Source organism: Nocardia concava NBRC 100430 (assembly GCF_000308815.1).
In the GTDB taxonomy this organism is placed as follows: Bacteria; Actinomycetota; Actinomycetes; order Mycobacteriales; family Mycobacteriaceae; genus Nocardia; species Nocardia concava.
The window spans coordinates 108,368-119,815 of sequence record NZ_BAFX01000044.1; the positions used below are offsets into that span (position 1 = coordinate 108,368).

15 protein-coding genes are annotated in these 11,448 nt (G+C 66.1%); 8 read left to right on the plus strand and 7 right to left on the minus strand.

Features of this window, described 5'->3' with window-relative positions:
- Positions 1-272 precede the first annotated feature (272 nt).
- Positions 273-848, minus strand: a complete 576-nt coding sequence (locus ON43_RS08670) for a hypothetical protein (RefSeq protein WP_157513957.1) — start codon at positions 846-848, stop codon at positions 273-275.
- A 57-nt stretch (positions 849-905) separates the two neighbouring features.
- Here ON43_RS08670 and ON43_RS08675 point away from each other — a divergent pair, with 57 nt between their 5' ends.
- Positions 906-1,382, plus strand: a complete 477-nt coding sequence (locus ON43_RS08675; RefSeq protein ID WP_051178157.1) for a MarR family winged helix-turn-helix transcriptional regulator — start codon at positions 906-908, stop codon at positions 1,380-1,382.
- A gap of 77 nt (positions 1,383-1,459) precedes the next feature.
- Entirely contained in the window at positions 1,460-2,062 is a 603-nt protein-coding gene (locus tag ON43_RS08680) for a hypothetical protein (protein ID WP_157513958.1), read from the plus strand.
- Positions 2,063-2,097: 35 nt separating this feature from the next.
- On the opposite strand, the gene ON43_RS08685 is transcribed toward ON43_RS08680, so the two are convergent.
- Entirely contained in the window at positions 2,098-2,505 is a 408-nt protein-coding gene (locus tag ON43_RS08685; protein ID WP_040805536.1) for an SgcJ/EcaC family oxidoreductase, read from the minus strand.
- Positions 2,506-2,680: 175 nt separating this feature from the next.
- On the opposite strand from ON43_RS08685, the gene ON43_RS08690 reads away from it, so the two are divergent.
- Positions 2,681-3,109, plus strand: a complete 429-nt coding sequence (locus ON43_RS08690; protein WP_040805537.1) for a VOC family protein — start codon at positions 2,681-2,683, stop codon at positions 3,107-3,109.
- Here the strand turns inward: ON43_RS08690 and ON43_RS08695 are convergent.
- Entirely contained in the window at positions 3,103-4,194 is a 1,092-nt protein-coding gene (locus tag ON43_RS08695) for an AraC family transcriptional regulator ligand-binding domain-containing protein (RefSeq protein ID WP_051178159.1), read from the minus strand. The two genes, ON43_RS08690 and ON43_RS08695, sit on opposite strands and share 7 nt — an antisense overlap.
- A gap of 310 nt (positions 4,195-4,504) precedes the next feature.
- Between ON43_RS08695 and ON43_RS08700 the strand changes: the two genes are divergently transcribed.
- A complete protein-coding gene (locus ON43_RS08700; RefSeq protein ID WP_051178169.1) occupies positions 4,505-5,293 on the plus strand; it encodes an alpha/beta fold hydrolase in 789 nt (262 codons plus the stop codon).
- A 41-nt stretch (positions 5,294-5,334) separates the two neighbouring features.
- Here ON43_RS08700 and ON43_RS08705 read toward each other — a convergent pair whose 3' ends face one another.
- Positions 5,335-5,889, minus strand: coding sequence for a CGNR zinc finger domain-containing protein (locus ON43_RS08705; RefSeq protein ID WP_040805539.1), 555 nt, complete (start codon positions 5,887-5,889; stop codon positions 5,335-5,337).
- 114 nt (positions 5,890-6,003) lie between these two features.
- Here ON43_RS08705 and ON43_RS08710 point away from each other — a divergent pair, with 114 nt between their 5' ends.
- Complete coding sequence (locus tag ON43_RS08710; RefSeq protein ID WP_040805540.1) at positions 6,004-6,867, plus strand: NAD(P)-dependent oxidoreductase; 864 nt, start codon at positions 6,004-6,006, stop codon at positions 6,865-6,867.
- 39 nt (positions 6,868-6,906) lie between these two features.
- Here ON43_RS08710 and ON43_RS44690 read toward each other — a convergent pair whose 3' ends face one another.
- Entirely contained in the window at positions 6,907-7,059 is a 153-nt protein-coding gene (locus ON43_RS44690; protein ID WP_157513959.1) for a hypothetical protein, read from the minus strand.
- 169 nt (positions 7,060-7,228) lie between these two features.
- Here ON43_RS44690 and ON43_RS08715 point away from each other — a divergent pair, with 169 nt between their 5' ends.
- Entirely contained in the window at positions 7,229-8,077 is an 849-nt protein-coding gene (locus ON43_RS08715; RefSeq protein ID WP_040805542.1) for an SDR family NAD(P)-dependent oxidoreductase, read from the plus strand.
- A 54-nt stretch (positions 8,078-8,131) separates the two neighbouring features.
- Here ON43_RS08715 and ON43_RS08720 read toward each other — a convergent pair whose 3' ends face one another.
- Complete coding sequence (locus ON43_RS08720; protein ID WP_306304958.1) at positions 8,132-9,178, minus strand: LysR family transcriptional regulator; 1,047 nt, start codon at positions 9,176-9,178, stop codon at positions 8,132-8,134.
- On the opposite strand from ON43_RS08720, the gene ON43_RS42285 reads away from it, so the two are divergent.
- Positions 9,135-9,599, plus strand: coding sequence for a thioesterase family protein (locus ON43_RS42285; RefSeq protein WP_051178161.1), 465 nt, complete (start codon positions 9,135-9,137; stop codon positions 9,597-9,599). The genes ON43_RS08720 and ON43_RS42285 overlap by 44 nt on opposite strands.
- Before the next feature lie 33 nt (positions 9,600-9,632).
- Here the strand turns inward: ON43_RS42285 and ON43_RS08730 are convergent, their stop codons facing one another.
- Positions 9,633-10,274 (minus strand): TetR/AcrR family transcriptional regulator, encoded by a 642-nt coding sequence (locus tag ON43_RS08730; protein ID WP_040805544.1) that lies wholly within the window; start codon positions 10,272-10,274, stop codon positions 9,633-9,635.
- A gap of 136 nt (positions 10,275-10,410) precedes the next feature.
- Between ON43_RS08730 and ON43_RS08735 the strand changes: the two genes are divergently transcribed.
- Positions 10,411-11,448, plus strand: a 1,038-nt coding sequence (locus tag ON43_RS08735; protein WP_040805627.1) for an LLM class flavin-dependent oxidoreductase, incomplete at its 3' end; no start/stop codon positions are given.

Genomic DNA, 11,448 nt, shown 5'->3' on the forward strand with positions numbered 1-11,448 from the left:
TTCGTGTGGCACTCGACATGTGCCGCCCCTGTCACGAGGTATCTCGAAGGCTATCCGAATAGTGAAAGGTTGGCGCTTCACTGAATCGGTAGCCGAATGGGTCAGAGCCCGGGAGTTCGACTCTCGGTACCAACGCTCTCGGGGAGACGTGAGCCGATGTCTTGGCGGTGAGCCGGGCGTCCGGCGAGTTGCCATCGGAATATCCGCTCCTCGGTGCGGGTTCGGGCGGTCATCGCACCACTTCGTTGAGTGCTTCCGATGGTGCGCGCTGCTTACGATGGCTGGAGCGCCGCCCGGCGGCGGTCGGGTGCGGTGGCTGTTGTGGCGATCAGTGCGGCTGCGGCGGCGAGAACGGGGACGGCGTAGGACAGCATTTCGCTGATGCCGACCGAGGTGGCCATGGCGAGGGCGAAGGTGGTGAGCAACGCGGCGGTTGCTGTGGCGACGTATCGGACCGTGAGGCCGATGAGTAGGGTCAGGCCCAGGGTGAATTCGGCCGCGGTGGCTGTGGCGGCTGCGGCCGGCGCCAGGGGTGCGAGCCAGTGTGGCAACAGGTCTCGCGTGTAGGCGGTGAACGCGCCGTACTCGCCCCATGACACTCCACTGCTTCCCGGTCCGCCCAGTAGCCCGAACCGATCGGCCACCGAACCGAGCAGCAACAGACCCATCAGGATTCGCACCGCGATCACCACGGTCCGAGAGTGTGCGCGCGTTGCGACCATGATTCCGATGGCGGCGACGACGAGCGCGGTGATCCATCCGATCGACCCGTGCGCGAACAGCAGCCATGCCACCTCGATCCCCAACATCGTTGCGGCGGTTGTGATCGCGATGGTGCGGGGAGTCATGGTTTTCTCCAGCAAGATAGTAAGGTGCTTGATCAAAGCGTAAGGAGGACTCGGAAAATGGTCAAGCGCCTGACTAATCCGCTGTCGAATCGTCCACCGCTGCTCGGGAATCTGCTGACCGCGGCCGCCCGGACGCTGGCGGCCGAACTCGACGCGGGCCTCGCCGCGGCGGGGTTCGCCGATGTGCGGGCTGCTCATGCACCGGTGTTCCAGGTCGTCGACCCGGAGGGCACCCGGTCCAGTGTGCTGGCCGAACGCACGGGAATGACCAAACAGGCTATGGGAGAACTGGTCCGCCACCTCGAGAGCCGAGGTTACGTCGAGAGCGTCCCGGATCCCGCCGACGGTCGTGCCAGGCTGGTGCGACTGACCTCTCGCGGCTGGTCGGTCGTCGACGCGGGACTCGCGGTGGTGCAACAGTTCGACGAGCATCTCGACGCCATCATCGGCACCGCCGAGGTGGCGCGATTGCGAGCCACCTTGCTCGCTGTCATCGGCGGCGCCGGATCGTCCTACGCCACCGCGGCCCAATAGTCCACCACCGCAACGCATACCTGAAGTGGTGTGACACAGGCGCGGTCCGATATCGGTCGTGCGCGTTCCATGACAGGGTGGGTGGCGTGACCGACGAGTTTGGCGCCATGCCGAAGATCCGTATCCACGAGGACGATTGGGGCATGCGCTGTCTGCATCCGGTCGCGGCGGCTGCGGAGGTGGCGAGCGACTTGCGGGCGAGCGACGCCGCAAGTGCCGCCAACCGCGCACCGGACGGCATCGGCTGGACCGATGTGCACGTGATCGCAGAGCCCGAACACGACTATGCGGCGGCAGGGCTGACGTTCGCGCAGGTCGATGCCGCACTGACGCCGATCATGCCGCGGGTCCGGCGGTTCGTCGCGACAGCATCGGCAGGATTCGACGAGGCCATACGGGACCCGTTGGGTGTCTACGAGGATGACGCCTACTGCTACGGCGTGGACGCGTCCTGTTTCATCAAGTTGGACGGCGATGAGCCTCTGGTCGAGAGCATTTGGTTCCAGGCCGACACCGAGGACCCCGCTCGTCTGCAACTGCTCAGGCGCGCGATCATCGCCGTAGACCTACTCGCTCCGTCGATCATCGCCGACCACTGGCTCGACTGCACCGGCACGGTCGCGGACGGTGAATTCCTCGAACGGTACATGCGGATGCTCGCCCGGGAAGCCGAGGACTAGCGAGACCGGCCGCGCGTGTCGGCCGGTCGAGTCGGTCAGTGGTCGGCGACCGGGGTGTTCTGGCAGAAGGTGAGCAGCCAGCGGCCGTCCTCCTTGGTCATGCCGTACAGCGGTGAGCCCTGGGACTGAAGCTCATCGGCATGGTTGAAGTACCGCTGGCGGACCTTGACCGCGGCCACGTCCGGCCGGATGAAGCGAATGAAAAACGGCTCGTAGGTGGCGTAGCCGTCCTTGGTCGCGCCGGGCAGTACGGCGCGGGTGAGCTCGGAGATCTCGTTGAGCCCGTTGAGGAATTTGCCGCCACCGGTGGTCCAGATGGCATCGGGATGGAACAGGGCCAGGAAGGCGTCGGCATCCTCGGCGCGCTGCGCCTTGGCCACCGCGGCGACGACGGCATGAATGGCGGCGACGTCTTCGGTCTGATCGAGTTCTGCGGTTGTCATGTGGCTATCTTCGAACCTCAACCCCCCTCGAGGTCAAATGACCAAGATCGTCTGGTGCGGGATGGATGTCGGTGCGGGACAGGGGGTGTGATCGTGGGCACGCGGGTCTGGACCTCGAGTGTGGTCGAGGTTGCACGATCGTTGCGACAACGTATTCGAGAGGAAGAAGCGAAAAGTGCCGAAGCTCGACCGGATTATCGAGTCCGCGTTGTATGTCGAGGACCTCGATCGTGCCCGCAAGTTCTATGGTGAAGTGCTGCAGCTGGATCCGATTCTGGATGCGGACCCGTTGTGCGCGTTCGATATCGGGGGCGACAATGTGTTGCTGCTCTTCCGTCGCGGCGGATCGCTCGAACCGAAGGTGCTGCCCGGGCCGGGGCTGCCGAACGGGGAGATACCGTCTCACGACGGCAGCGGTCGGCTCCACGTGTGCTTTGCCGTGTCAGAGGAAGAGCTGGCCGCGTGGGTGGAACACCTGACCGCGCACGGGATTCCGATCGAAGGCCGGACCAGCTGGGCGCGTGGCGGTCGCAGCATCTACTTCCGGGATCCCGACGAGCATCTGCTCGAGCTCATGACGCCGGGCAACTGGCCGACTTACTGAACCTCGCGACTAAAGCGCATCTCGCGACGGGAATCGTCGTATCCCTCTGCACCCCTTGTCAATTCAGCGGCACGGCCTTTTCGTAGGGCGCTCGGCGGGTGCCCGTGCCATCGCCGATTGGCGCGGCGAAGGGCCCGCGCGTCGCGGTAGCCGATTCTGGCGGCCACCGTGTGGGTGGTCAGATCGGTGTCGTTGAGCAGATGTTGGGATATATCGCGGCGCGAACGGTCGACTTCGGCGCGCCAGGTGGTGCCGTGCTCGGCGAGGCGGCGTTGCAGGGTTCGCGGTGAGAGCGCAAGTGCGGCAGCGACCTTGGCGAGGCTGAGGTCGTTGTCGCGCATCGCGGATGTCAGGGCGGCGCGGAAGGTGTCGTGCCAGGTGGCGGGGCGGGTGGCGTTCGTGGCGGTCAGCTCGGCGTGCCGGCGGAGCAGATCGGCGAGGCCGGGGCGCACGCCCGGATTGGGTGCGAGCAGGTCGGAGGTCAGGAAGGTCATCGCGTTGGATTCGGCGCCGAAATCCAGATTGCGCGTGCCGATGAGGTCGATCAGGTCGGCGCGTGCGGGGCGGGGGCCGTGCTGGAACTGGGCGTGCACCGGGGTGATCGGACGGCCGGAGGCGCGTCGCAGATGTTCCAGGATCAGCGTCGGGGCGTACTCCTGCAGTGCTGCCTGGGCATGCGGGTCGTATCGCGCTGACGTGGTGTACCGCAGCGTGATGAGGCCGCCGTTCTCGACGATTTCCGCTGTCTCGGTGGCCGGATCGGCGAGGACCGCGAGGTAGCGGACGGCGTCACGCAGTCCGTCCAGCGCGGAAGCGGCGGCGGTGATGAGGTGGCTCCACAGGCCGAGGCCCTCGGCGGGCAACGAGGTGATCAGGTGCCGGGTGAGCCGGCTGCCCAGATCATGCGCGGGCAGCAGTGCCCACAGGTTGTCGGCGACCGCGGTGGGCGGCCGGACGAGGTCGTCGGCGAGTTCCGCGTCGGACAGGCTCACCAGCTTGACCAGGTGTGCGGGATCGCTGCCGCTGACGACGGCGGCATCCATGAGTGCCCGGGTTATCCGGGTGGAGACGGTCCCTTCCAGCATTTCACCGAGATTAAGTAAGCGCAGTGAGCCTTTCAAATCGTTGGCTCGCCTCGGCAGGCCCGGTTACGGGCAGACCAGCGCGGATAACGGGAATTTCGTCGAATGCGGGCGCGGCGGCCCGAACGCGCCGGAAAGTGTCCGAAGACGCCACGGTAGTGCGTATGACACACCGCCGATCTCGGCGTAATGCGGCCGACTATGTGCCGCGACTTAACACTGTGGTGCGGAAACAGGCATTTTTCCGCCCGGCCTCGGTGATCAAACTGACCTGGTGAACAATCTCGACCGCAATGAATCAGCCTGGACCGGAATGGTTTCCGTCGATGATACGGCCCTGGCGGTGCATGACAGCGGTGGCTCCGGTCGTCCCGTGGTCTACCTGAACGGCTCCTATGCCACCCAACGCAGCTGGCGCCCGGTCATTTCCGAGCTCGGCGCCGGCTGGCGTCACGTCACTTACGACGAACGTGCGCGCGGCAAGTCGAAGAAGTCGGCGGACTATTCGTTCGAGGCGTGTCTGCGCGATATCGACGCTGTCCTCGCCGCGCGCGGCCTGCAGCAGCCGATCCTGGTGGGCTGGTCCTACGGGGCCGCACTCGCATTACACTGGGCCACAAGGAATCCGGATCGGGTAACCGGAGTGGTGATGGTCGACGGCGGCTATCCCTGGGACTATCTGGCCACCGTCGACAACGGTGACCGCGAGGCCGGGAAGGCCGAGATCCGGCGGCTGTTCCGCAAGCTGCGGATACCGATGGGGATTGCGGGTCTACTGGGTTTCGCGTCCCGGATGAGTTCTGCCCAGGCCGCGGAGGTCAATATCGAGCTCAACGAGATCGTCGCCGACAGCGACCCCGTCTTCGACCTCGTCACCTTCCCGATGCGATTCGTCGTGGGATCCGGTGCCGCCCAGGGCGCCACCGAGGAAGGACACGCGGCAATGCGCGCCACCCTCGACCCGGTGCTCGCCCGCAACCCCAATGTCCAGATCAGCGCGAAGGTCGCCAGCAACCACACCGGCATCGTGCGCAAGGACTTCCGGGCCATCGCCACCGCCGTCCGCGAAGTCGCGGTGGCGCAACAGGGTGAAGGTCACTGACATGGGTAAGAAGGTGCTGATCACCGCATCGGTTTGATGGGTCAGGTTGTGGCGAGCCGGGATTTCTTGACCTTGTTGCCGCAGGTGTTCATGGAGCACCAGCGGCGGTTGGATCCGCGGCTGGTGTCGAGGAAGAGGCCCGCACAGCCGGGGCCTTCGCAGGTTTTGATGCGGGAGTGGTCGGGACCGCCGAGGGTGTGGATGGCGGTTGTGGCCAGGACTCCGAGGGCGTCTCGGATGGGGGCCGATTTCGTCAGGCGCCATGCTGAGTGTGCTTGTTGCAGCGCGGCTTTCGCGTGACCAGCCGCGGCGACCGCGTTGAGGGTGTGGACGTCGCCGGAGTTCGGTTTTCTACCGGCGGCGATCGCCGAACCGATTCGGTAGATGGCCTCGCGCAGTTCGATGGCGGATTTCAGATCGGTTGATGACACGGCTGGGACGCCGAGCTCTGTGGCCTGAAGCCAGAGCTTCAGTCGTTCGGGAGTTTCCAGGCGCTCTCGCGGGGCGGTGCTCGCGCGGTCGCTGATGGTCGCGGTGAAACGGAATGCCAGGACCTCGTTGTCCATTCGGAACACCTGACGTGCGTCCTCGGTCATTCTGGCCTCCGTAGTGAGCTGCATCTCGGTGAACCGTCTTAGACGGTTCGACTTGATGGTAGCGCTATGGCATCCTGTGAACCGTCTTAGATGGTTCACGGAAGGGAGAACGTCATGAGCGACATCGCGGTCATCGGTCTCGGAGCTATGGGAAAACCCATCGCACGCAACCTCTTGAAGGCCGGTCACGACGTCATGGTGTGGAATCGCTCCGACGGGCCCGCCGATGAACTCGTCGCCGCGGGCGCCCGCCGTGCCGCCACGGTCGCGGAGGCCATGGATGTGCCGGTGGTCTTCTCGGTTCTGTCCGACGACCACGCCGTCGCCGAGACTTTCCTCGACTCGGGTGTTCTCGCTCGAGCCGCGAGCGGCACCGTTCACGTCAACCTCGCAACGGTCAGTGCTGACCTGGCGCGCCGGGCGGCCGCGACGCATGCCGAGCACGGCGTGGGATACGTCGCGGCCCCGGTCTTCGGCCGTGCCCCGATCGCCGAGGCCGGAGCGCTCAACATCCTCGCCGCCGGTGGGCCCGAACTGATCGACCGTGTGCAGCCGTTCTTCGACGTGATCGGTTCGCGCACATGGCGACTCGGCGACCGCCCGGAGCAGGCCAACATCGTGAAAATCCTCGGCAACTACCTGATCGCCTGCGCGATCCAGTCATTGGGCGAGGCCGTCAGCGTCGTGGAAGGCGCGGGAATCGACTCCGGGCAGTTCGTCGAACTTCTGACGTCAACCCTTTTCCCGGGCCCCGTCTATACCGGCTACGGCTCGATGATCGCCGAACGGCGTTACCAGCCAGCAGGATTCACCACAACCCTGGGTCGCAAGGACCTCCACCTCGCCCTCCAAACGGCCGCCGACCAGAACATCCCCCTCCCCATCGGTCAGCTGTTGCGAACCGTCTTCGACCAGACCATCGCCGAAGGCCACGCGGCCGACGACTGGGCATCCATCGTGGAACAACAACCGCGCTGACCCGTCAGTCCCACAACCAGCCGATGAGCGAATCCGGTTTCAGCTCCCACCCCAGCCCCCGGTGTACGCACCCCCGAGAAGCCGCCGACGCCGCCGCCGACGCTTGGCCTCCTCGTCGGACCGAGTCGGCTCAGTCGCCTGCTCCTTGGCCGTGTCCTCGCGATCACGCTTGGTCTTTCGGAAGATTCCCATGTCGAGACCTCCTGTTCGGTGACACCTTCACTTTCCTCCCTGGAAAGTAAGACTCCACTTTCCCGGTAGGAAAGTCAAGAGTCTCCCTGCCTCCGACCCCGGGGCGATGGCGCGGTATGAATGTTTGTATCGAGACAAACCTGTCGTCTCGTCAGGGAAGGACTGAGATTTGACCCGGACATGGTTCATCACCGGCGCCAACCGCGGCATGGGCCGCGCGTTCACCAGCGCGGCACTCGAGCGCGGTGACCGCGTCGTCGCGACGGCCCGCGATCCACGCGGCCTGGCCGACCTCGCGCAGGAGCGACTCACCGTGCTGCCCTTGGACGTTCGCGAGCGTGAGAACGTGATCGCCGTCGTGAACCAGGCATTCGAGCGGTCGGGCACCATCGACGTGATCGTCAACAACGCCGGATTCGGACTCGTCGGCGCGCTCGAAGAACTGGACGAGGCCGCGATCCGCACCCAGATGGACACCAACTTCTATGGCGCGCTCTGGGTTTCGCAAGCCGCCGTGCCGCACCTGCGCAAGCAGGGATCCGGGCACATCGTGCAGATCTCGACCGTCGGCGCGGTGGGTTCGCTACCGCTGTTCGGCTTGTACAACGCCAGCAAGTGGGCCCTGGAAGGATTCAGCGCCTCCCTGGCCGACGAGCTGCGCCCCTTCGGAATTCACGTCAGCATCGCCCAACTGGGTGGCTTCGACACCGACTGGGCCGGGTCCAGCATGCGGTTCCCCTCGGCGGCCTTGCCCGCGTATGACGGCACGCGCGAAGCCATTCTGGGTATGCCGGGTTACCCGGACCCGGCCGCGCCGCCCACACCCACCGAGGGCGAGCAGCAATGGACCGACCCCGCCCCCGAAGTCGGCGCAGCCGAACTGCTCCAGCTGGTCGACCTACCGAACCCGCCCCTCCGCCGCATAATCGGCCCCGGCGCCCGCGAAATGGTCACCATGGCCCTCGATGCCCGCCGCCAGGACTACCTCACCGACCCCGACTTCACCTGGCCATCCTGATTCCCATTCGCCCCGGAGCAGCAGGGGTGACGGTGGTTATTGCGTTCGGCCAGATCAGGTTTCGATGGTTCGGCATTGGTGTTCGACCAGGGTGGCGAAGGATTGGGCCAAGGGGCTGAGGGATTGCCAGCGGCGGGCTGCCCAGCCTACGGGGAGGGGTGGGAGGAAAGGGAGCGGGTGGTAGTGCAGCGGGCGGGTGGTGGCGGAGTCGTAGGGGAGGGCGGGCACTATGGCGTGGCCCAGGCCCAGTTCGGCCAGGAGAACCGCGGTGGGCCAGTCGGCCGTGCCGGATTCGGAGGGTGGGTGGATGCCCAGGCGGTTGAGGGCCGTGTCGAGGTGGATTCGGGAGATGGCGTGGTCGGGGAGGCGGATGTGGCGGATTTCGGATAGATCGGCGGGGCTTATCGAAGGGCGATGGGCCAGGGGGTCATCGACGCGGGTAGCCAGGACCCATGGGAGTTCGAGAACCGGACGTTGTTCTATGCCGGGGACAGGGTCGCCGATGGTGACCCACGCCAGGTCCACCGCGCCCTCGGCGAGGGACTCGAAGCAACGGCGGGTTGAGGTGATGGTGCGGAAATCGAGGGTGGCGTGCGGGTGTTCGTGGCGGAACGTGGTGATGGCCTCGGACATGAAGTTGCGGATGGTGGTGGCGCCGGTGGTGATGCGGACGGAACCGGTTTGGCCGGTGGACATTTCGCGGATCCGGCGCAGCGCCTGGTCGACGCCGAGGATGCCGTCGCGGGCGGCGGCGTAGAGGACCTGACCCTCGGGCGTCGGGGTGACGCCGTCGGGTCCCCGGTCGAGAAGGCGAACGCCGGTGGTTTGTTCGAGCCGTTTGACGTGCTGGCTCACCGCGGGTTGCGTACACGCGAGATCGCGAGCGACAGCACTCAGGTTGCCGGCCTGGCAAACCGCCACGAATATCCGGAGATCGTCGAAGGTCATCCGCATGGAATGCACCGTATCCGGGACCGGGTCATAGTCGAATCTTGGGGATTCCCAAGGCAAACCGAGGATTGACCCACCGCCGGCGCGCGGCCGATGATCTTGCGGCATGCGAACCCTTGAATGTGATGTCGACCCGACGTGGATCGACATCAATGACCATATGAATGCCCAGTACTACGGGATCGTCGTCTATCGGGCGCATGCGGCGTTCACCGATGCGCTCGGGTTGGGCGATGACTACGTCCGGGTGAGACGGTTGGGGAAGGTCGTCGTGCAGAGTGCGATGACCTACGAACGAGAGGTGCGGCGCGGGGCGCGGCTGGCCGTGGATTCCTGGTTGCTGGGCGTGGATGCCAAGCGGCTGCACTTCTTTCACGAAGTACGCGACCTCGGCGAACACACGCGGGTCGCGGTGTCCGAGCAGTTGGACCTGCATGTCGATCTGGATACGCGAAGGACCACGCCGATGCCGGCGGACGTACGCGCCCGGCTCGCGCGCTTCGCAGCCGCACAAGGCGAGGCGGGCAGACCCGAAGGGATCGGTCGCACGATTCGAGGTCCGCGCGATTGATCGCGGTGAGGGTCGGCTTCGGGTGAGGATGGGTCAGGGGGTGGCGAGGAGGCGGTCTAGGCCGCCGATCAGGAAGATGACCTGGTCTTCATGGAGGGTGGTGAGGTATTCGGCTGGGGGTGGGGTGGGGCCCGGGTGCCATTCGTCGGCTCGGGCCAAGGCTTGGAGGAAGCCCATCAGGGCTATGGCCCAGCGGGCTTCGAGGCGGGTTGGGTCCGAGTGCGGGAACGCTCGGCGGAGTTGGGTGTGGAGGTAGGCGGGGAGGTCTGCCTCGGCGGCTGTCAGGGCGGGGTGGGTGTGGAGGGAGAGTTGGGTGACGATTTTGATCCAGCGCATGCCGCGGGTTCGGTGGCGTAGCAGGAGGTCTCGGTAGGGCTCGGTGACGGCGCGGACGAGAGCTTCCGTGGTGGGCGGGGTTTCGTCGGCGGCGAGGGCGTCGGTGTTGGCGCGGATGCGGTCGCGGACGGTGGCGCCGAGGTCGAGGAGGACGGCTGCGATCAGGTCGTCCTTGGTGCCGAAATGGTAGTTGACCGAGGCGGGACCGAGGCCGGCGGCGGCGTTGATCGCGCGTACCGAGACGGCGTCGACGCCATGGGCGGCGAACAGGCGCTCGGCGGTTTTCACCAGCCGGGCGCGGGTCGCGGTGCCCTGGCGGTTCTGCATTTGAACGGTCACGCCAAGAGCTTTTCACACCGCCGAACGCAGGAATCCGCTCAGTGGGACAGCTCGACTTCTGGATCACTTGATCCAGATTTACTCGGTGTACCGCACCGGGCGACGAAGCCCGGCGCACTGGGTAAGGAGATCCACCGTGTGGACCGCTGAATCGATGAAGTTCGGGGCCTTCCTCGCCCCGTACCACCCCCTCGACGCCGACCCGGCCCTGCAGTTGCGCCGCGATATCGACCTGATGGAACACCTCGACCACCTCGGGTTCGACGAGGCGTGGATGGGCGAGCACCACTCCACCGGCGCCGAAATCGTCCCCGCCCCGGACGTTTTCATCGCCGCGGCCGCGGAGCGCACCCAGCGGCTGCGGTTCGGCACCGGCGTCACCTCGCTGCCGTACCACCACCCGCTGGTCACCGTGGACCGAATCACCCAGCTGGATCTGCAGACCCGCGGACGCCTGATCTTCGGCACCGGCCCCGGCAAGATCCCGCTCGACGCGCACATGATGGGCATCGACCCCTCCGATCAGCGCCGCCGCCAAGGCGAAGCGCTGGAAGCGATCCTGCCGCTGCTGCGTGGCGAGGTCGTGAACATGACCACCGACTGGTTCACCCTGCGCGATGCCCGCGCCCAGCTGCCAACCTACGATCCGGCCGGTATCGAGGTCGCCACCGCGTCCACCATCTCCCCGAACGGCTCGGTGCTGGCGGGCACGCACGGACTCTCCCTGCTCTCGCTGGCCGCCAGCTCGCCCATGGGATTCGAAGTGCTGGACCGCAATTGGGGCGTCTACGAGAAGGTATGCGCCGAACACGGCCACACCGCCGACCGCGCACGCTGGCGTCTGGTCAACCCGATCTTCCTCGCCGAGACCCGCGCGGACGCTGAGCGCGCGGTGAGCCGCCGCATCGGATCGATGGCCGCCTATGTCAACCGCCAGACCGGCCAGACACCCGAATGGGCGGACACCCCCAAAGGCGTCATCGACCAGTGGCGCAATGACAATCTCGGCGAATTCGGCCAGGCCATCATCGGCACCCCCGACGAGGCGATCGCGCGCATCGAGCAGCTCATCGAGAAGACCGGCGGCTTCGGCACCATGCTCGTCCTGCACGTGGACATGGCGAGCTGGGAGGACACCAAGCGCAGCTACGAGCTGTTCGCCTCGGAGGTGATC